Annotated in this window: 20 protein-coding genes and 1 pseudogene; 8 read left to right on the forward strand and 13 right to left on the reverse strand. The window is 57.1% G+C overall.

The window, feature by feature from the left end; all coding sequences use genetic code 11:
- The first annotated feature begins 49 nt into the window (after nucleotides 1-49).
- Nucleotides 50-1,783, forward strand: coding sequence for a potassium/proton antiporter (locus tag KIF87_RS02750; protein WP_213327834.1), 1,734 nt, complete (start codon nucleotides 50-52; stop codon nucleotides 1,781-1,783).
- Here the strand turns inward: KIF87_RS02750 and KIF87_RS23560 are convergent.
- From KIF87_RS23560 to KIF87_RS02760, 3 genes and pseudogenes are all read right to left on the reverse strand, one after another.
- Nucleotides 1,733-1,870, reverse strand: a pseudogene (locus KIF87_RS23560) (hypothetical protein); the annotation flags it as partial. The gene KIF87_RS02750 and the pseudogene KIF87_RS23560 overlap by 51 nt on opposite strands.
- Before the next feature lie 9 nt (nucleotides 1,871-1,879).
- Nucleotides 1,880-2,950: a catabolic alanine racemase DadX gene (dadX, locus tag KIF87_RS02755; RefSeq protein ID WP_213327835.1), complete on the reverse strand. Its 1,071-nt coding sequence runs from the start codon at nucleotides 2,948-2,950 to the stop codon at nucleotides 1,880-1,882.
- Nucleotides 2,951-2,959: 9 nt separating this feature from the next.
- Entirely contained in the window at nucleotides 2,960-4,258 is a 1,299-nt protein-coding gene (locus tag KIF87_RS02760; protein WP_063143835.1) for a D-amino acid dehydrogenase, read from the reverse strand.
- 321 nt (nucleotides 4,259-4,579) lie between these two features.
- Between KIF87_RS02760 and KIF87_RS02765 the strand changes: the two genes are divergently transcribed.
- Nucleotides 4,580-6,112, forward strand: coding sequence for a SpoVR family protein (locus KIF87_RS02765; protein ID WP_213327836.1), 1,533 nt, complete (start codon nucleotides 4,580-4,582; stop codon nucleotides 6,110-6,112).
- Between the two features lie 113 nt (nucleotides 6,113-6,225).
- Here the strand turns inward: KIF87_RS02765 and fadR are convergent, their stop codons facing one another.
- Entirely contained in the window at nucleotides 6,226-6,945 is a 720-nt protein-coding gene (gene fadR / locus KIF87_RS02770) for a fatty acid metabolism transcriptional regulator FadR (protein ID WP_063143834.1), read from the reverse strand.
- A 201-nt stretch (nucleotides 6,946-7,146) separates the two neighbouring features.
- Here fadR and nhaB point away from each other — a divergent pair, with 201 nt between their 5' ends.
- Together nhaB and dsbB are read left to right on the forward strand one after the other, a co-directional pair.
- Nucleotides 7,147-8,685 carry a Na(+)/H(+) antiporter NhaB gene (nhaB, locus tag KIF87_RS02775; RefSeq protein WP_213327837.1) on the forward strand — a complete coding sequence of 513 codons (1,539 nt, stop codon included), beginning with the start codon at nucleotides 7,147-7,149 and terminating at the stop codon, nucleotides 8,683-8,685.
- Nucleotides 8,686-8,828: 143 nt separating this feature from the next.
- Complete coding sequence (gene dsbB, locus KIF87_RS02780; RefSeq protein WP_024909807.1) at nucleotides 8,829-9,359, forward strand: disulfide bond formation protein DsbB; 531 nt, start codon at nucleotides 8,829-8,831, stop codon at nucleotides 9,357-9,359.
- A gap of 115 nt (nucleotides 9,360-9,474) precedes the next feature.
- Here the strand turns inward: dsbB and ycgN are convergent, their stop codons facing one another.
- The 3 genes from ycgN to KIF87_RS02795 all read right to left on the reverse strand — a co-directional run bounded on the left by ycgN (nucleotide 9,475) and on the right by KIF87_RS02795 (nucleotide 10,991).
- Nucleotides 9,475-9,915 carry a cysteine cluster protein YcgN gene (gene ycgN / locus KIF87_RS02785; RefSeq protein ID WP_024909872.1) on the reverse strand — a complete coding sequence of 147 codons (441 nt, stop codon included), beginning with the start codon at nucleotides 9,913-9,915 and terminating at the stop codon, nucleotides 9,475-9,477.
- Between the two features lie 93 nt (nucleotides 9,916-10,008).
- Nucleotides 10,009-10,668: a fumarylacetoacetate hydrolase family protein gene (locus tag KIF87_RS02790; protein WP_032658472.1), complete on the reverse strand. Its 660-nt coding sequence runs from the start codon at nucleotides 10,666-10,668 to the stop codon at nucleotides 10,009-10,011.
- Between the two features lie 47 nt (nucleotides 10,669-10,715).
- Entirely contained in the window at nucleotides 10,716-10,991 is a 276-nt protein-coding gene (locus KIF87_RS02795) for a YcgL domain-containing protein (RefSeq protein ID WP_032658474.1), read from the reverse strand.
- Nucleotides 10,992-11,114: 123 nt separating this feature from the next.
- On the opposite strand from KIF87_RS02795, the gene minC reads away from it, so the two are divergent.
- From minC to minE, 3 genes are read left to right on the forward strand one after another with little or no spacing between them, the layout of a single operon-like run.
- Entirely contained in the window at nucleotides 11,115-11,822 is a 708-nt protein-coding gene (gene minC, locus KIF87_RS02800; protein WP_023312186.1) for a septum site-determining protein MinC, read from the forward strand.
- A 23-nt stretch (nucleotides 11,823-11,845) separates the two neighbouring features.
- Nucleotides 11,846-12,658 (forward strand): septum site-determining protein MinD, encoded by an 813-nt coding sequence (gene minD / locus KIF87_RS02805; protein WP_121424130.1) that lies wholly within the window; start codon nucleotides 11,846-11,848, stop codon nucleotides 12,656-12,658.
- 3 nt (nucleotides 12,659-12,661) lie between these two features.
- On the forward strand, nucleotides 12,662-12,931 hold the full coding sequence (gene minE / locus KIF87_RS02810; RefSeq protein ID WP_008500504.1) for a cell division topological specificity factor MinE: 270 nt from the start codon (nucleotides 12,662-12,664) through the stop codon (nucleotides 12,929-12,931).
- Nucleotides 12,932-13,005: 74 nt separating this feature from the next.
- Here the strand turns inward: minE and rnd are convergent, their stop codons facing one another.
- The 5 genes from rnd to yoaA all read right to left on the reverse strand — a co-directional run bounded on the left by rnd (nucleotide 13,006) and on the right by yoaA (nucleotide 19,385).
- Nucleotides 13,006-14,133, reverse strand: a complete 1,128-nt coding sequence (gene rnd, locus KIF87_RS02815; RefSeq protein WP_213328017.1) for a ribonuclease D — start codon at nucleotides 14,131-14,133, stop codon at nucleotides 13,006-13,008.
- Nucleotides 14,134-14,204: 71 nt separating this feature from the next.
- Nucleotides 14,205-15,890 carry a long-chain-fatty-acid--CoA ligase FadD gene (gene fadD, locus KIF87_RS02820; protein WP_147430001.1) on the reverse strand — a complete coding sequence of 562 codons (1,686 nt, stop codon included), beginning with the start codon at nucleotides 15,888-15,890 and terminating at the stop codon, nucleotides 14,205-14,207.
- Between the two features lie 203 nt (nucleotides 15,891-16,093).
- Entirely contained in the window at nucleotides 16,094-16,675 is a 582-nt protein-coding gene (locus KIF87_RS02825; protein WP_121424134.1) for a Slp family lipoprotein, read from the reverse strand.
- 37 nt (nucleotides 16,676-16,712) lie between these two features.
- Nucleotides 16,713-17,408 (reverse strand): tRNA (adenosine(37)-N6)-threonylcarbamoyltransferase complex dimerization subunit type 1 TsaB, encoded by a 696-nt coding sequence (gene tsaB, locus KIF87_RS02830; protein WP_213327838.1) that lies wholly within the window; start codon nucleotides 17,406-17,408, stop codon nucleotides 16,713-16,715.
- Between the two features lie 66 nt (nucleotides 17,409-17,474).
- Nucleotides 17,475-19,385, reverse strand: a complete 1,911-nt coding sequence (gene yoaA, locus KIF87_RS02835; RefSeq protein ID WP_213327839.1) for a DNA repair helicase YoaA — start codon at nucleotides 19,383-19,385, stop codon at nucleotides 17,475-17,477.
- A gap of 132 nt (nucleotides 19,386-19,517) precedes the next feature.
- Here yoaA and KIF87_RS02840 point away from each other — a divergent pair, with 132 nt between their 5' ends.
- Nucleotides 19,518-19,862: a RidA family protein gene (locus KIF87_RS02840; protein ID WP_008500498.1), complete on the forward strand. Its 345-nt coding sequence runs from the start codon at nucleotides 19,518-19,520 to the stop codon at nucleotides 19,860-19,862.
- Nucleotides 19,863-19,868: 6 nt separating this feature from the next.
- Here KIF87_RS02840 and KIF87_RS02845 read toward each other — a convergent pair whose 3' ends face one another.
- Complete coding sequence (locus KIF87_RS02845) at nucleotides 19,869-20,060, reverse strand: YoaH family protein (protein WP_213327840.1); 192 nt, start codon at nucleotides 20,058-20,060, stop codon at nucleotides 19,869-19,871.
- Nucleotides 20,061-20,073: the final 13 nt, after the last annotated feature.

Consider the following 20,073-nt stretch of genomic DNA (forward strand, 5'->3'; position numbering starts at 1 on the left):
GTTAGGGTTTTAGTAACAGCGTTAACATTGAGGTGGGAGTAAGAGAACATTGGATGCCGCAGCGATAATCAGCCTTTTCATTTTGGGTTCCGTCCTTGTAACCAGCAGTATTTTATTAAGTTCATTTTCATCGCGTCTCGGCATACCTATTCTTGTCATTTTCCTCGCCATCGGCATGCTCGCCGGCATTGATGGCATTGGCGGTATCCCATTCGATAACTACCCCTTCGCCTACATGGTGAGTAACCTCGCGCTGGCAGTGATCCTGCTGGACGGCGGGATGCGCACTCAGGCGAGCTCCTTCCGCGTGGCCTTAGGGCCTGCGCTGTCGCTCGCCACGGTCGGCGTGTTGATTACCTCTGGCCTCACCGGAATGATGGCCGCGTGGCTTTTCCATCTCAATATCATGGAAGGTTTGCTGATTGGCGCCATCGTGGGCTCAACCGATGCGGCAGCGGTATTTTCCCTGCTCGGCGGAAAAGGGCTTAACGAACGCGTCGGCTCCACGCTTGAGATTGAATCCGGCAGTAACGATCCGATGGCGGTGTTTCTCACCATCACCCTGATTGAGATGATCCAGCAGCACGAGACGGGCCTGAGCTGGATGTTCGTCTGGCATATCCTGCAGCAGTTCGGGCTGGGGATTGTTATCGGCCTCGCGGGGGGATACCTGTTACAGCAGATGATCAACCGCATCTCGCTGCCCGCGGGGCTTTACCCCCTGCTGGCGCTGAGCGGCGGTATTCTGATTTTTGGCGTCACCACCGCGCTGGACGGCAGCGGTATTCTGGCCGTCTACCTCTGCGGGTTCCTGATGGGCAACCGCCCAATTCGCAACCGGCATGCCATTTTGCAGAACTTTGACGGTCTGGCCTGGCTGGCGCAGATCGGCATGTTCCTGGTGCTGGGCCTGCTGGTCACGCCATCGGATCTGCTGCCGATCGCCGTTCCGGCGCTGCTGCTGTCCGCGTGGATGATCTTCTTCGCTCGTCCGCTGTCGGTATTTGCAGGCCTGCTGCCGTTTCGCGGCTTCAACCTGCGCGAGCGGGTGTTTATCAGCTGGGTGGGCCTGCGCGGCGCGGTGCCGATTATCCTTGCGGTGTTCCCGATGATGGCCGGTCTGGATAACGCGCGGCTGTTCTTTAACGTGGCGTTCTTCGTGGTGCTGATTTCACTGCTGTTCCAGGGAACCTCGCTCGGGTGGGCGGCGAAAAAAGCCAAAGTGGTGGTCCCTCCCGTGGGCTGGCCGGTCTCCCGCGTGGGGCTCGACATTCACCCGGAGAACCCGTGGGAACAGTTTGTCTATCAGCTGAGCGCCGACAAATGGTGCGTGGGGGCCTCGCTGCGCGATTTGCACATGCCGGCCGAAACGCGCATTGCCGCCCTGTTCCGCGATAATGTCCTGCTGCACCCTACCGGCAGCACCCGCCTGCGCGAAGGGGATATTCTCTGCGTCATTGGCCGCGAGCGCGACCTGCCCGCGCTGGGCAAGCTGTTCAGCCAGTCGCCTCCGGTGGCGCTGGACCAGCGTTTCTTCGGCGATTTTATTCTGGAAGCCAGCGCCAAGTTTGCCGATGTGGCGCTGATTTACGGCCTGGATGAAGGGCTGGAGTACCGCGACAAGCAGCAAACGTTAGGGGAAATCATTCAGCAACTGCTGGGGGCGGCCCCCGTCGTCGGCGACCAGGTAGAGTTCGCAGGGATGATCTGGACGGTTGCGGAGAAAGAAGATAACGCGGTGAGAAAAGTCGGCGTCAGGCCGATGGAAGAGGAAGTGGAGTAGCGGTTTTTTGCCGGGTGGCGGCTTCGCCTTACCCGGCCTACAAAACCCTCGAACGTAGGTCGGGTAAGCGTGAGCGCCACCCGACACAAACCTTCGTTACACCGTCACAACCGGCACTCTCGGTGCCAGCGCGCACATCAATTCGTACCCTACCGTGCCCGCCGCGGCAGCAACGTCATCAATCTTAATTTCGTTACCCCACAGCTCCACCGGTGAACCGATGCCCGCCTGCGGGCATGGCGTCAGGTCAACGGCCAGCATATCCATTGATATGGTGCCCACCGTTCCCGTACGAACCCCATCGACCCAGACCGGCGTGCCGGTCGGCGCGATGCGCGGGTAGCCGTCGGCATAGCCGCCCGCCACGATGCCAATTCGCTGCTCGCCCTTTGCCCGGTAGCGGCTGCCGTAGCCCACCGCGTCACCGGCCTTCAGCGTCTGCACGCCAATGATTTCACTGCGCAGGGTCATGACCGGCTTCAGGCCGCTGTTGGCGATATCCTGCCACTGGCCTGAGGGAGATGCACCGTACAGAACAATCCCCGGACGCACCCAGTTGTAGTGCGCCTCGGGATGCCACAGCGTGGCCGCCGAGTTCGACAGCGAGCGTGGGCAGTCCAGCCCCTCTGCCGCCTGCTCAATGCGCACCATGGCATCGGCAATTCCGTCGGGTTGTTCCGCGTCGGCAAAATGCGCCATTAGCGTCATTTCGCCCACGTTCTTCATGCCGCGCAGCTGCTGCCAGACCGTATGCACCCGCTCAGGCTGGAAGCCCAGGCGGTTCATGCCGCTGTTCACCTTGAGATAGATATCCAGCGGAGCATGGAGCTTCGCATCCTGTATCGCCTTAATCTGCCAGTTGCTGTGAACGCTGGTGGTCAGACGGTACTTGTCCAGCAGCGGCAGATCGTCCGCGTGGAAGAAGCCCTCCAGCAGCAGTATGGGCCCTTTCCAGCCGCGCTCGCGCAGCAGAATGGCCTCTTCCAGATTCAGCAGCGCAAAGCCGTCGGTCGCGCTCAGCGCGCTCCAGATACGATCGATACCGTGGCCGTAGGCATTCGCTTTCACCACCGACCAGACGCGCGAACCGGGTGCCGCCCGACGAACAATTTGCAGATTATCCTTCAGGGCCTGCAGGTTCAGCTGGGCCAGAACAGGACGGGACATGACAGCTCCTTAGTTATGCGCGCCGTGCAGATGCTGTGGACGCGAAGGCGTAAACCCCGATTGATAGCGTGCGGCGCTTAAATCGTCAAACGGAATTGCCGGCGTGCGCCCGGAAATCAGGTCGCTCAGCAGCTGGCCCGATCCGCAGGCCATCGTCCAGCCAAGCGTGCCGTGCCCGGTATTGGTCCACAGGTTTTTATACGGCGTGCGGCCCACGATCGGCGTGCCGTCCGGGGTCATTGGACGCAGGCCGGTCCAGAACGTCGCCTGTTCAACAAAACCTCCGCGCGGGAAGAGATCGCCCACCACCATCTCCAGCGTTTCACGACGCGGCTGCAGCAGCTCGGTGTTGAAGCCGACAATCTCCGCCATGCCGCCTACGCGAATACGGTTATCGAAGCGGGTAATGGCGATTTTGTAGGTTTCATCCAGAATGGTCGACACCGGTGCGCCGCTCTCTTCTTTCACCGGAATGGTCAGCGAGTAGCCCTTCAGCGGATAGACCGGAATGTCGAGAATGCCTTTCAGCATGGCGGTGGAGTACGAACCAAACGCCATCACGTAGGCATCGGCTTTGATCACCTCGTCGCCGCACTTCACGCCGTAAATCTTTTCCCCTTCCGACAGCAGCTTGTCGACCGAGGTGTTGAAGCGGAACTTCACCCCCGCCTGCTCGCACATTTGCGCCAGACGTTGCGTAAAGAGCTGGCAGTCACCGGTTTCGTCATTCGGCAGGCGCAGGCCGCCCGTCAGCTTATGCGCCACTTCCGCGAGCGCTGGTTCAACCTGACCAAGCTGGCTGGCTTCCAGCAGCTGGTACGGTACGCCGGCATCTTCCAGCACGGCGATATCGCGGGTGGCATTTTCGTACTGTTGCTCGGTGCGGAACAGCTGCAGCGTCCCGCCCTGACGGCCTTCATACTCAATCCCCGTCGACGCGCGCAGCGCTTTCAGACAGTCGCGGCTGTATTCCGCCAGGCGCACCATGCGCCCTTTGTTCTCCATGTAGTGGCGGGTGTCGCAGTTGCGCAGCATCTGCCACATCCACTTCAGCTGGAACTGCGTGCCGTCAAGGCTGATGGCCAGCGGCGCGTGGCGCTGGAACATCCATTTAATCGCTTTCAGCGGAACGCCCGGCGCAGCCCACGGTGCCGCATACCCCGGAGAGATTTGCCCGGCGTTCGCCGCGCTGGTTTCAAGCGCGGGACCGGATTCACGATCGATAACGGTTACGTCATGTCCCGCCTGACTTAAATACCAGGCGCTGGTTACCCCAACGACACCACTTCCCAGTATGACAACACGCATAGCCACTCCATTATGTGCAAAAGAACAATCTTCTAATTACAGATTGATAACCTAGTTGAAAATATTATTCAACATACGACTTTTTTATGGTGACTTACCTCACACATCCCCCAGCATCAGGGGATAGTGCTAATTTGGGATCTCCTGCTGCGCGTTATTTTTAACCAGCATAATATGCTGAGACATACCGTTTTTTTGCCGTATCAAAAACGCGAAATCGCAAAGAAAAAATTTCTGCCCCAGCACGCTTTTTAACACGTTGATCTATGCTTGAAAGGAGGCTCTCCAGACAGAGAGAGCACCCACAACGAGGGCGCGCTAATGGCAACTATTGATTCCCTGAACAAGGACAACACACGTCTGAGCGATGGACCCGACTGGACCTTCGAGCTGCTGGATGTTTACCTCGCCGAAATCGACCGGGTCGCAAAGCTGTATCGTCTGGATACCTATCCTCATCAGATTGAAGTCATTACGTCCGAACAGATGATGGACGCCTACTCCAGCGTCGGGATGCCGATTAACTATCCGCACTGGTCGTTTGGTAAAAAATTTATTGAAACCGAGCGGCTGTACAAGCACGGCCAGCAGGGGCTGGCGTATGAGATCGTCATTAACTCCAATCCGTGCATCGCCTATTTAATGGAAGAGAACACCATTACCATGCAGGCGCTGGTGATGGCGCACGCCTGCTACGGGCACAACTCATTTTTCAAGAATAACTATCTGTTCCGCAGCTGGACGGATGCCAGCTCCATCGTGGATTACCTGATCTTCGCCCGTAAATACATTACCGACTGCGAAGAACGCTACGGCGTGGACGAAGTGGAAAAACTGCTCGACTCCTGCCACGCGCTGATGAACTACGGCGTGGACCGCTACAAGCGTCCGCAGAAAATCTCTTTGCAGGAGGAGAAGGCCCGGCAGAAAAGCCGCGAAGAGTACCTGCAAAGCCAGGTGAACATGCTGTGGCGTACCCTGCCGAAGCGTGAGGAGGAAAAAACGATCGCCGAAGCGCGTCGTTACCCGTCCGAGCCGCAGGAAAACCTGCTCTATTTTATGGAGAAGAACGCCCCGCTGCTGGAGCCGTGGCAGCGTGAGATCCTGCGCATCGTGCGCAAGGTGAGCCAGTATTTCTACCCGCAAAAGCAGACGCAGGTGATGAACGAAGGCTGGGCGACCTTCTGGCACTACACCATTCTTAACCATCTGTACGACGAGGGGAAAGTTACCGAGCGGTTCATGATGGAATTCCTCCACAGCCATACCAACGTGGTGTTCCAGCCGCCCTACAACAGCCCGTGGTACAGCGGAATAAACCCGTATGCGCTTGGCTTTGCCATGTTCCAGGATATTAAGCGTATCTGCCAGTCGCCGACGGAAGAAGACAAGTACTGGTTCCCGGATATCGCCGGCTCTGACTGGCTGGAAACGCTGCACTTTGCGATGCGCGACTTTAAGGATGAGAGCTTCATCAGCCAGTTTATGTCGCCGAAGATCATGCGTGCCTTCCGCTTCTTCACCGTGCTGGACGACGACCGCAACAACTATCTGGAAATTTCCGCGATCCATAACGAAGAGGGGTACCGGGAGATCCGCTCTCGCCTCTCTTCCCAGTACAACCTGAGCAACCTTGAACCGAATATTCAGGTCTGGAACGTCGATTTGCGCGGTGACCGCTCCCTGACGCTGCGCTATATCCCGCACAATCGAGCGCCGCTGGATAAAGGGCGTAAAGAGGTGCTGAAGCATGTGCATCGCCTGTGGGGCTTTGACGTGCAGCTGGAGCAGCAGAATGAAGACGGGAGCGTCGAGCTGCTGGAACGCTGCCCGGCGCGGTTGAATACGCTGTAGTGCCGCATTTGCCCGGTGGCGCTGCGCTTACCGGGCCTACAAAACCCGTAGGTCGGGTAAGGCGTAGCCGCCACCCGACGAAAAAAAACCTCTCGTACGAGAGGTTTTTTCTTTTAGCGGGTCTGAATCGCTAAATCACCCGGCAGCGTTTTCTGCATACGGTGCCAGATTTCACCGGAATCATGACCGTAGCGGCGCACCGTCTCATAAACCTGATCGTGCAGGCCTTCGGTACAGAGCTTGCTCAGCTTATGGTAGAAGCCCAGCGCCAGGCTACGCGCTTCAGGATTGGCAAAGTAGTGGCGGCCGATGCGGGTGTAAAGCCCCTTCATACCGTTGAGGATAAGACCGTACACCGGGTTGCCGGAGGCAAACGCCAGGCCGCGAAACACGTTGTAATCGAGGGTGGCAAAGGAATCGGCGTGATCTTCCACCTCGTTCGCGCTGGCCAGCACCGCAAGGGCGTCTTCCGGATGCTGACGGAAGGCGGTACGAATAAAGATCGTCGCGATGTTGGTGCGAACGGAGAGCAGATTATCAATGAGCTGCGGCACGCTTTCATGGTCGAGACGCGCCAGCGTTTCAAGAATGTTCAGCCCGGACGTTTCCCAGAAGTTGTTTACTTTCGTCGGCTTGCCGTGCTGGATCGTCAGCCAGCCATCGCGCGCCAGCCGCTGGAGCACTTCACGCAGCGTGGTGCGAGTGACGCCAATCAGTTCAGAGAGTTCGCGTTCAGCCGGAAGAATGGACCCCGCAGGGAAACGATTATTCCAGATGCTTTCAATGATGTACTCTTCCGCGAAACCCGCCGGGCTCTGCGCCTTAATGACCATAGTGAGATTTCCATTACACAGCTTTAGCAAATTGGACTCATCATACCAGAGGCAGCCAGTGGCAGGTAGCACGGCAAAGAGAGAAAAGAGGGATCGCCGTTTCATTTTTGTGAAATTTACAATGCAGCCTTATCCGCCTCCAGGCCTCGATTTTTGCGTATACTGATGTTTTGTCTTACTTGACGGGGATGGACGTCTGTCGTGGAAATTTCTTTTGGGCGCGCGCTGTGGCGCAACTTTTTAGGCCAGTCTCCGGACTGGTACAAACTTATACTTCTGGTGTTCCTGGTCGTTAACCCCCTCCTCTTTAGCGTAAACCCGTTCATTGCCGGGTGGCTGCTGGTGGCGGAGTTTATCTTCACCCTGGCCATGGCGCTGAAATGTTATCCCCTGCTGCCGGGGGGGTTGCTGGCGTTTGAGGCGGTCGTCATCGGCATGACCAGCGCCGAGCATGTCAAAGCAGAGCTGGCGTCAAATCTCGAAGTGCTGCTGCTGCTGATGTTTATGGTGGCGGGCATCTACTTCATGAAACAGCTGCTGCTGTTTATCTTCACGCGCCTGCTGCTCAGCATTCCGTCGAAAATGTTCCTCTCGCTGGCGTTTTGCCTTGCGGCCGCCTTCCTGTCGGCGTTCCTGGATGCGCTAACGGTCGTCGCGGTGGTGATAAGCGTTGCGGTTGGGTTTTACGGTATATATCACCGCGTGGCCTCCTCTCGCCCGGGTGAAGATTTGCAGGATGACAGCCACGTCGACGCGCATAATCGTGACGTACTGGAGCAGTTTCGCGCCTTCCTGCGCAGCCTGATGATGCATGCTGGCGTCGGTACCGCGCTGGGCGGCGTGATGACCATGGTGGGCGAGCCGCAAAACCTGATCATTGCCAAAGCGGCAGGCTGGCACTTCGGTGAGTTTTTCCTGAGAATGGCGCCGGTGAGCGTACCGGTGCTGATCTGCGGTCTGGCGACCTGTCTGCTGGTGGAGAAGTTTCGCCTCTTTGGCTATGGGGCGCAGCTCCCGGAGCCGGTTCGTCAGGAGCTTCATAAATTCGATCTGCAGAGCCGCAGCCAGCGCACGCGCCAGGAGACGCTACGGCTGATTGCGCAGGGGATCATCGGCGTCTGGCTTATCGCGGCGCTGGCGCTCCATCTTGCCGAAGTGGGGCTGATTGGCCTGTCGGTCATTATTCTCGCCACCACCTTTACCGGCGTGACGGACGAACATGCCATCGGCAAGGCGTTTACCGAAGCCCTGCCGTTTACCGCCCTGCTGGCGGTGTTCTTTGCCGTCGTGGCCGTGATTATCGACCAGCATCTCTTCGCGCCAATTATTGCCTTTGTATTACAGGCGTCACCGGATGCTCAGCTGTCGCTGTTTTACCTGTTTAACGGCCTGCTCTCGTCGATCTCAGATAACGTCTTCGTCGGGACGGTCTACATCAACGAGGCCAAAGCGGCCATGGAGCAAGGCGTTATCAGCGCCGGACAGTTTGAGCTGCTGGCGGTGGCAATCAATACCGGCACCAACCTGCCGTCGGTGGCGACGCCAAATGGCCAGGCCGCCTTCCTGTTCCTGCTGACCTCCGCCCTCGCGCCGCTCATACGACTTTCTTATGGCAGGATGGTGTGGATGGCGCTGCCCTACACGCTGGTGCTCACGATCGTGGGATTGCTTTGCGTCAAAATTACCCTCATTCCCTGTACGCAATGGTTGATACAAGCGGGTATACTTGCGGCGCAGTAAACTATGCATCTCGGGCAGTTCGCTGCCCGTTTGCCTTTTCGCACGATAAACATCCAATTACGTTTTATTTCGTCAGGTACAGGTGGCGCGAAAAACGAATTCGTTTACACTGCGCTTTCTAAGCATGTTCCAGGGAAATGATTATGTTGAGATTTTTAAACCAGTGCTCCCGCGGTCGCGGAGCGTGGTTGTTAATGGCCCTGACCGCCTTTGCGCTGGAAATGGTCGCGCTGTGGTTCCAGCACGTAATGGGACTGAAACCTTGCGTGCTTTGTATTTATGAACGCTGCGCGCTGTTCGGCATTATGGGTGCGGGCCTGGTCGGCGCGATTGCCCCAAAATCGCCGCTTCGCTATGCCGGTATTGCCATCTGGATCTACAGCGCCTGGAAAGGGATTGAACTCTCCTGGCAGCACACCATGATGCAACTGCATCCGTCACCGTTTATGACCTGTGATTTTGCCGCCCGCTTCCCGAGCTGGCTGCCGCTGGACAAATGGCTGCCGCAGGTGTTTGTCGCATCCGGTGACTGCTCCGTTCGTCAGTGGGAATTCCTGACGCTGGAGATGCCGCAGTGGCTGGTGGGTATTTTTGCCGCCTACTTCGTCGTGGCGCTGCTGGTGCTGATCGCTCAGCCGTTCAAACCGAAGAAACGCGATCTTTTTGGGCGCTAATTTGCCCGGCGGCGCTTCGCTTGCGCGGGCCTACGGTTTTGTAGGTCGGGTAAGCGCAGCGCCACCCGACACAACAGCGCACAATAAAAAACCCGCCTCGGCGGGTTTTTTAATCTCAACGGGTCGGGTGGTTCATGATGTGGTCTTCCCAGTCACGCACCTCGGACTCTTTCACCGCGATGTGGCGCACAGAAATGCGTTCACCGTGCATCGCCGCTTTTGAACCGGTTAACAGCGGATGCCAGTCAGGCAGACCTTTCCCTTCCGCCAGCAGGCGATACGCGCAGGTATGCGGCAGCCATTCAAACGTCGGCAGATTATCCCGGGTTAACTTGATGCAGTCAGGCTCAAATTCAAACCGGCGCTCATAGTTGCGGCACTGGCAGGTTTTAATGTTTAGCTGCTTGCAGGCAACGTTGGTGAAGTAGATTTCATCCGTATCTTCATCCATCAGCTTGTGCAGGCAGCACTGCCCGCAGCCGTCGCACAATGATTCCCATTCTGCGTCAGTCATGTCGTCGAGAGTTTTGCTTTGCCAGAAAGGGATGTCGTTCATCAGGATGTCCACACGTCAAAAGAAAGCGCACCTTATAACGAGTCTGGCACGTTGTTGCAAGTTTTGCCGCCCTCTTCAGGCGGCAAGATGGGGTTACAGCACGCGGGTTTTCAGCGACAGGCCGTTAAAACCGACCTCAAGCTCGTCACCGCTGAGTAGCGGGCCAACACCTTCTGGGGTTCCGGTCAGGATCACATCGCCCGGTTTCAGGGTAAAGAAGCGGCTCATGTAGGCGATCAGCGGCACAATCTTATGAATCATGTCCGCGGTGGTGCCCTGCTGGCGGATCTCGCCGTTAATCTTCAGGCTAAGCGGGGTGTCCTGCGGATCGCCGGTAAATTCGCTCACCGGCACAAACGCCGAGATGGGGCAGGAGTTATCAAACCCTTTGGCCTTTTCCCACGGCTGCCCTGCTTTCTTCATTTTGCCCTGCACGTCACGCAGCGTGAGATCCAGCGCCACGCCGTAACCGGCAATCGCTTTCTGAACATGCTCTTCTGAGGCCTGGCGCAGCGTCGCGCCGATCAGCACGGCGAGCTCAACTTCGTGGTGCACCGAGCCCAGCCCCTGCGGCAGCGCCAGCGGCTGGCGGATATCGCAAAGCGCCGTTTCAGGCTTAATGAACAGGACCGGCTCTTCTGGCGTCGCGCTGCCCATCTCCTGAATATGTTTTGCATAGTTGCTGCCCACGCAAACCACTTTGCTGACGGGATAATCCAGTAATGCACCTTGCCAGTTATGATGTTGATACATGGTCGACCCCTAAACGGTTGATGTGTTGTGCCCAAAAACAGTTGAGACTATTTTTTACCGTTCGCCTCAAGATGCTGTTTTAATAAATTCTCGGGTGGCGGTGGAAGCTGTAAATAATAGCCTTGCTCGGCTAAGGCCGTTTTCACTTTATCCAGATCGGCATTAATCAGTTTCTTACGACCATCAAGCGGCAGCAGCATCGCCAGCTGTGGTCGGCCAAAGTTCTTCATTAATTCGTCAGGCACGCGTGAAAAATCGTCTTTCTTTTCGACATAAAGATAGGTCTGGTCACGGCTTGTACTTCTGTAGATCACACAAAACATGTTTTTACTCTGAATTAATGGGTGGTTGCTTGCCTCAATATACTCCTGACTATAACATGCCTGATACTCTTCGGAATATCGCAGCGAGTGGTTGCGGTTAATAGCAAATTGAGTAAGGCCAGGATGTCAAACACGCCCATCGAGCTTAAAGGCAGTAGCTTCACCTTATCAGTGGTACATTTGCATGATGCAAAACCCGAGGTTATTCGTCAGGCGTTAGAAGACAAAATCGCCCAGGCTCCCGCCTTTCTGAAGCACGCCCCTGTTGTTATCAACGTCAGCGGTCTTGAGGCTCCGGTTAACTGGAAACTTCTCCAGCAGGCCGTCTCCTCGACCGGACTGCGTATCGTGGGCATCAGCGGCTGCAAAGATACTGAGCTGAAAGCGGAAATTGAGCGTGCGGGGCTGCCACTTCTGAATGAGGGCAAAGAAAAAGCCTCGCGTGCGGCCCCCGTTGCCGTGCAAACGCCCCCTCCTGCGGTGCAAAACGTTACTACCGTCACAAAAACGCGAATGATTGATGTGCCGGTTCGTTCCGGTCAGCGCATTTATGCACCAAACTGTGATCTGATTGTTACAAGCCACGTCAGTGCTGGCGCTGAGCTGATTGCAGATGGCAATATTCACGTATACGGTATGATGCGTGGACGTGCGCTCGCAGGTGCAAGTGGCGATCGAGATGCGCAAATATTTTGTACTCACCTGACGGCGGAACTGGTGTCCATCGCAGGTGAATATTGGCTGAGCGACAAGATCCCAGCCGAATTTTATGGCAAAGCGGCCCGCCTGCTTCTGGCAGACGACGCGTTGACCGTTCAACCGTTGAATTGATCCCTTTTTAACAAGGAATTTCTATGGCACGCATTATTGTTGTTACTTCGGGTAAAGGAGGCGTTGGCAAGACCACCTCCAGCGCGGCCATCGCTACTGGTTTGGCCCAGAAGGGAAAGAAAACCATCGTTATCGACTTCGATATCGGTCTGCGTAACCTCGACCTCATCATGGGATGTGAGCGTCGCGTCGTGTATGACTTCGTGAACGTCATTCAGGGCGATGCCACGCTGAACCAGGCGATGATTAAAGACAAGCGCACCGAGAACCTCTACATTCTTCCGGCTTCTCAGACGCGTGACAAAGACGCCCTGACTCGTGAAGGGGTGGAAAAGGTGCTCGATGAGCTGAAAAAAATGGAGTTCGACTTCATTGTCTGCGACTCCCCTGCCGGCATCGAAACCGGTGCCCTGATGGCGCTGTACTTCGCTGATGAAGCGATCATCACCACCAACCCTGAAGTTTCATCCGTGCGTGACTCTGACCGCATTCTGGGGATCCTCGCCTCTAAATCCCGTCGTGCGGAAAATGGCGAAGACCCGATTAAAGAACACCTGCTGCTCACCCGCTACAATCCGGGCCGCGTGAACAAAGGTGACATGCTGAGCATGGAAGACGTGCTGGAGATCCTGCGCATTAAGCTGGTGGGCGTTATCCCGGAAGATCAGTCCGTGTTACGCGCGTCTAACCAGGGCGAGCCAGTGATCCTTGATACATTGGCAGATGCAGGTAAAGCTTACGCCGATACCGTTGACCGTCTGCTGGGAGAAGAACGTCCTTTCCGCTTCATTGAAGAAGAGAAGAAAGGTTTCCTCAAACGCCTGTTCGGAGGATAAGTTATGGCATTACTGGACTTTTTTCTCTCGCGGAAAAAGAACACCGCCAACATCGCAAAAGAACGTCTGCAAATTATCGTTGCGGAGCGTCGTCGTAGCGACGCCGAGCCTCACTACCTGCCGCAGCTGCGCAAGGACATCCTGGAAGTGATCTGCAAGTATGTGCAGATTGACCCGGAGATGGTCACGGTGCAGCTGGAACAAAAAGACGGGGATATTTCGATTCTGGAGCTGAACGTTACGCTCCCGGAAGCGGAAGAGTCGCGTCCGTAGGTTTGTGATTTCGTAGCCCCGGTAAGCGCAGCGCCACCGGGGGAATATGCCGGGTATATCGCCCGGCATATTTTTTATCGCGGATAACCTTCCAGCAGCGTATTCAGGCGATCGGCCATCAATTTCCCGCGCCATCCCGCCATCATTTCCGGCACGCCACTCTGCGGCTTCAGCTTCCAGTGCCAGTTCAGCAGCTGGTTAATCTGACGACGTGAAGCGAGCAGTTCCGCGCCCAGCTTGCTTTCCGCTGCAACGTCCTGCACCAGCGCTTTGATATCCTTAAACGCTTTGCGATAGCCCGGCATATCCATCAGGTTCAGCAGCGGTTCCGGCAGCGCATCTTCCGGCAGCTCCTGCGCTTTTGCGACCAGCGCCAGCAGGGTTTTGCCGTGGAAGCGGATCTCGCTGCCCGAAAGCCCAATGCTGTCCAGCTCGCCCATGCTGCCCGGCATATAGCGCGCGACCGCCCAGAGATGTTCTTCGCGAACCACAAAGTTAACGGCCAGATCGCGCTCGCGCGCTTTACGCAAGCGCCAGTCTGCCAGCAGCTGCAGGCATGCCAGCTGACGCGTACGCAGCTGCCAGGCGTTGCTGATATCGCGCCAGGCCTCTTTCGGGTCGACCACTTCCTGGCGGCGCTGCTGGGTCATACGACACTCGTCGAGCGCCGCAGACAGCCATCCGGAAGCTTCAGCCTCTTTCATCAGCTGTCCGGCAATCGGCAGCAGGTAAAACACGTCTGCCGCCGCATACTCCAGCTGACGCTCGGTTAGCGGACGCGCCAGCCAGTCGGTACGGGATTCGCTTTTATCCAGCGTCAGGCCCGTATACTCCTCTACCATGGCAGCAAACCCCCATGAGAGCGGACGATTGCTGAATGCCGCGAGGATCTGCGTGTCAATCAGCGGCTGGGGCATGATGCCAAAAGTGTTCAGAAAGACTTCCAGATCTTCACTGCCTGCGTGCAGGTATTTCGTCACGGCGGTATCGAGCAGCAGGTCACGCATCGGCGTCCAGTCGGTAATGCCGAGAGGGTCGATCAGGGAGACGTGTTTACCGTCGTACATCTGAATCAAACCCAGCTGCGGATAATAGGTCCGGGTACGGACAAACTCGGTATCCAGAGCAATGGCAGGAAAGTCGCGCGTCACTTCGCACAGCGAAGCCAGCTCGTCGTTGGTCGTGATCATCTGGTAATTCAAATCGGATTCTCTTTTGTTTGCGCCCATAAAAAACGCCGGCTTAACCGGCGTCTGGGCGATTAACGTGAAGCTCAGGCCTTATTGTCTACTTTGCCACGGGCTTCGTCACGTAATTCTCGTCGTAATATCTTTCCGACGTTGGATTTCGGCAGCTCATCGCGGAATTCAACCAGCTTCGGCACCTTGTAGCCCGTCAGCTGACGACGGCAGAACGTTACCAGCTCCTCCTCCGTGAGTGAAGCGTCTTTCTTGACCACAAATATCTTGACCGCTTCGCCGCTGCTGCCAGAAGGGACGCCGACTGCCGCCACTTCGAGCACGCCGCTGTGCTGCATAACCACGTCTTCGATCTCATTCGGATAGACGTTGAAGCCGGAGACCAGGATCATGTCTTTCTTGCGATCGACGATGCGCAGGAAGCCCTCGTCATCCATCACCGCGATATCACCGGTGTGCAGCCAGCCGTCTTTAATAATTTCGTCGGTCGCGTCGGGGCGCTGCCAGTAGCCCAGCATCACCTGCGGACCTTTGACGCACAGCTCGCCCGGCTCGCCCGGCGCGACTTCGTTATCGTTATCATCGACCAGTTTGGCCTCTGTGGAAGGAACCGGCAGACCAATGCTTCCACTGTGATAGTCGATATCATGCGGGTTAACGCTGACCAGCGGAGCACATTCCGTCAGTCCGTAGCCCTCCAGTAAATACTGGCCGGTGAGCTTCACCCAGCGCTCGGCGACCGCCTGCTGAACCGGCATGCCGCCGCCCGCAGAGAGATGCAGCGTGGAGAAATCCAGCTGCTGGAACTCTTTGTTATTAAGCAGCGCGTTAAACAGGGTGTTTACCCCTGTCATAGCGGTGAACGGGTATTTCGCCAGCTCTTTCACCAGGCCCGGGATATCGCGCGGGTTGGTGATGAGGATGTTCTGACCACCCAGTTCAATAAACAGCAGGCAGTTCATGGTCAACGCAAAGATGTGATACAGCGGAAGCGCGGTGATCACCACCTCTTTGCCCGGATGCAGCAGCGGCCCGTAGGTGGCGTTCACCTGTTCAAGGTTTGCCAGCATATTGCGGTGGGTAAGCATGGCCCCTTTGGCCACGCCGGTGGTCCCGCCTGTGTATTGCAGAAACGCAAGATCTTCCGCGACCACTTCGGGTTTCACATACTGCATACGGTAGCCCGCATGCAGCGCGCGGCGGAAGGAGATGGCGTCCGGCAGGTGGTATTTTGGCACCAGACGTTTGACGTATTTGACGACAAAGTTAACCAGCGTGCCTTTGGCGGTGGAGAGCTGATCGCCCATGCGCGTCAGGATGACGTGTTTAACCTGAGTTTTGTCGACCACTTTTTCCAGGGTATGGGCGAAGTTGGACACAATGACAATCGCGGCCGCGCCGCTGTCGTTCAGCTGATGCTCCAGCTCGCGCGGGGTATACAGCGGGTTAACGTTGACGACAATCATCCCGGCTCGCAGGATACCGAACAACGCCACCGGGTATTGCAGCAGGTTTGGCATCATCAGCGCGACGCGGTCCCCTTTTTGCAGCCCCAGCCCTTCCTGAAGATATGCCGCAAACGCCCGGCTACGCTCCTCAAGCTTACGGAACGTCATGACCTCGCCCATATTCACGAATGCGGGCTGGTCCGCGTAGCGCCTTACCGAGTGTTCAAATAATTCCACCAGGGATTGATAACGGTCAGGATTGATCTCAGCAGGAACATCTGCGGGATAACGGTTAAGCCAAACCTTCTTCAATGCATCACCTCTGAAATGAGTGTTCGTCGTCATCACAACCCCGATAATAAACAGTTTGTTAACATTATATTAACTCAGCGTACCAGTTTATTAATTGTTCAGATTTAAGGTTGCGAAGCGCGTCACTCTTTTTTTTCGTTTTATCCGTAAAAAAACAGAGACAGCGGCTGAGCCGCTGTCTCTTTTCTAACAATAACAGTAAGTTACTCAGTAACGATCGTCTGAACCTGTGCAGGACCCGGGTTGTACCACCCCCAGCCCGGGTAGCCGTAACGATAGGGATGTGGACCCCACATCCACGGATCCATCGGCTGAGGCGGCATGATCACCTGCTGTGCCAGCCGCCAGCGTTTATACCCGTTGACCTGCATGGTCATAAATTTATACGGCGTGCTGCCGATTTTGCCCTGCACGGCGCCGGTAATCGGCCCGACGACGGTCACCAGCTGTCCGCGAAAATCGACCGGATCGAGGAAACCACTGACGTCCGCATAGATACGCCCGCGGGAGGCCTCACCCAGTACAGGCCGCGCGCCGCTGTCCAGCGGAACGGTCGCGATCTCCAGACGGGTTTTCCCCTGCTGGTTTTGTACGTCGATGACCTTACCGCCAAAGCGCGCTTCCTGGCCAACGTACAGCTCAGGCGCATTCATCACCCGAACCAGATCCTCCTGTGGCGTCGGGCTGCTGCCCTTAATCGCATCAGGAACGGAAACGCATCCGCTCAGTGCTATGGCAACCGCGCCTGCCATAATAAGGCGTACTACTTTAGTCTGAACCGCCATGATGCGACTCCTTTTTCTCAGTTCCTGTTACTGAGATTCACTCGCGGCCCGGAAGTTTCTTCCACGCAACGGTGTTTCGCAAATAAACCGGCTCCGCGTGTTCAACGGCAACGGTTTTTCCTGCTGCGAGCAGCTGGCAGGCAATCGGTAGCATATCTTCCGCAGCCGGCAGCAGCATGTTGCCGTCCACCAGCGTCACGCCGGTGCCGCTCGCCATCTCCGGCCACGCAGGCCAGCCGGTGCCGACGGTCGCCCACTCACCGGAGAGCTGTTGCAGTCGTTCAGTGACCGCTTCCGGCTTAAGCACGGCTTCCGTCTCTTCACCGTGCCACACGCCCTGCTCGTCGCGAGCGTATTCGGCCCAGTAAACTTCGCCCATGCGGGCATCTATTGCGGCCAGGACGCGCGTTGCCCCGGTCATGCGCCATGCGCCCTGCGCCATGGTGGCGAGGGTAGAGACGCCAATCATCGGTAGTTCAGCGCCCAGCGCCAGCCCCTGCGCAATGCCAATCCCGATGCGAACGCCCGTAAAGCTGCCGGGGCCACGGCCAAAGGCCAGCGCGTCGAGGTCGGTTAAGGAGGTATTGCCCTGGGTTAAAATGGCTTTTACCAGGGGCAGAATGCGTTGGGTGTGTTCCCGTGGGCACTCTTCGAAATGGGCAGAAACAGCACCGTCGTTCAACAGAGCGACAGAGCAAGCCTCTGTCGCGGTATCAATAGCCAGAATTCGCATCAGTCGTCGCGCTCTCGCAAGGGTCAGTCACAAAATGGCGCGCATCTTAGCACACTCCGGGGTAAATTACTCCGCCGTTGGGTTTGCCAGGAAGCGCACCGCGCGTTTTATGTCCCGCGTCCGCGGCGCGGGCGGCAGGCTGGCGAGGAAGGTTGCCCCGTAAGGACGCATCACCAGCCGGTTATCGCAAATGACCAGCACCCCGCGATCGGTAACGTCGCGGATCAATCGCCCTACCCCCTGCTTGAGGGTAATCACCGCGTCCGGCAGCTGTACCTCGTCAAACGGATCGCCCCCGCGCAGGCGGCAGTCTTCCATGCGCGCCTTCAGCAGCGGATCGTCCGGAGAGGTAAACGGCAGCTTATCAATGATCACCAGCGAGAGCGTATCGCCCCGCACGTCGACCCCTTCCCAGAAGCTGCTGGTCGCCACCAGCAGGGCATTCCCGGCGCTGACAAACTGCTGTAACAGCTGGCCTTTGCTGGTTTCTCCCTGCAGCAGCACCGGTAAGGTCATGGTGGCGCGGAACTGCTCGGCGAGGTCACGCATCATGGCGTGAGAGGTGCAGAGCATAAAGCAGCGGCCGTTGTTGGCCTCGATCATCGGTTTTAACATCGCTGCCAGATGACGCGCCGCACCCGGCTGGTTCGGCAGCGGCAGATTACGAGGAACGCAGAGCAGCGCCTGTTTTTCGTAATCGAACGGGCTGGGCAGGAGCAGCGATTCCGCCTCGTCAATGCCAAGACGTTCCGTGAAGTGATGCAGATCGTCATTCACCGACAGGGTTGCCGAGGTGAAGATCCAGCTTCCCGGTTTTTGCGCCATCACCTCTTTAAACTTATCCGCCACCGTCAGCGGCGTGAGCGCCAGCGTGAAGTGCCGCGAGGTGCACTCATACCAGTAGCTGAACCCCGGCTGGTTAATCTCTTTCAGCCGTTTGAGCCGCCCGCGATAGAGCGTAGCACGTTCGAAGGCCGCATCCAGCAGCGCGGAACGGCCGAGGGACAGTTTTGCCACGTCGTAGCAGAGTTCCAGGGCATCATCGAGCAGCAGCAGCGCGCGCTGGATGTTTTTGTCCGCCAGCAGCTCGCGCAGGTTGCCGCGATAGCCCGGCTCGCCGAGCTGTAAGCGGAAATCCTGCGCGCTTTGGGCCAGACGGTCGGCACACTTCTGCAGCTGCTGGGTATCTTTGAGTTCGGTCCGGTAAGCGATGGTGAAATCTTTCGCCAGATCCTGCAGCTGGCGGCTGGAAAGCGACTGGCCGAAATACTGGCTGGCGATGTCCGGAAGCTGGTGGGCTTCGTCGAAGATCATCACGTCCGCCTCCGGGATCAGCTCGCCGAAGCCGCTGTCCTTGACGACCATATCCGCGAGGAACAGATGGTGGTTCACCACCACCACATCCGCGTCCATCGCCGTTTTGCGCGCTTTCACCACGAAGCAGTCTTTATACAGCGGACAGTCGCTGCCGAGGCAGTTGTCGTTGGTGCTGGTCACCAGCGGCCAGGCCGGGGAATCTTCCGGCACGCTCGCGCAGGTGCTGATATCGCCCTCTTCGGTCTGGTTCGCCCAGGCGCGAAGGATAATGACGTCGCTGAGGGTTTGTACCGGCAGGTCGCCGCCCGCCAGCGCCTGCTGCTCAAGACGTTCCAGGCAGAGATAGTTAGAGCGCCCCTTCAGCAAGGCCAGACGCCCCTTGTATTTCAGCGCCTTAGCCACCGTGGGCAAATCGCGGCTGTAGAGCTGATCCTGCAGCGCCTTCGATCCGGTGGAAATAATCACCTTCTTCTTCGCGCGCAGCGCCGGAGCAAGGTAAGCATACGTTTTACCCGTGCCGGTTCCGGCTTCGACCACCAGCGGCTGAGCCTTATCGATGGCGTGCGCAACGGCGTGCGCCATCTGACGCTGAGGCTCACGGGGTTTGAAGCCGGGGATAGCCTGCGCTAATTGACCTTCAGGGGAAAAATCGTCTGCCACGGTGCTCTCTCACTGTATTTTTGCACAGGGATTATGTCAGCCCATCCTCTCCTGTGCCACCCCAAATAGTGACGACAGGAGAACAATATGGCAGTCTTGCCGCCTGACGACGAAAATAACGAGGAAACGTTTATGACAATTGTGCGCATTGATGCCGAAGCCCGCTGGTCTGATGTGGTGATCCATAACCAGACGCTTTACTACACCGGCGTACCGGCTAACCTGGACGCGGATGCGTTCGAGCAGACGGCTAACACCCTGGCGCAGATTGATGCGGTGCTGGAAAAACAGGGCAGCGACAAATCCCGCATTCTGGATGCAACGATTTTCCTGGCAAACAAAGACGATTTCGCGGCGATGAACAAAGCCTGGGATGCATGGGTAGTGGCGGGTCACGCGCCTGTACGCTGCACCGTACAGGCCACGCTGATGAAACCGGAGTATAAGGTTGAGATCAAGATTATCGCGGCGGTGTAAGCCCGATTACTCTTCTGGATCTTCATCTTCATCTTCGAATCGCGCCACAATCCGCTCGCCGGAATGACTGGCGCGAATCTCCTGAGCGACAACCGTAATCGCCTCTCCGCTGCTCATCCCCTGGGACATCAGTTCCTGAATGCGTTCAACCGCTTTCTGCTGTTGGTCATGACTGAGAGAAGGTAAACCTGCAAACATCGTCAACTCCTGC

Source organism: Enterobacter sp. 120016 (assembly GCF_018383635.1).
GTDB classification, from domain to species: Bacteria; Pseudomonadota; Gammaproteobacteria; order Enterobacterales; family Enterobacteriaceae; genus Enterobacter; species Enterobacter asburiae_D.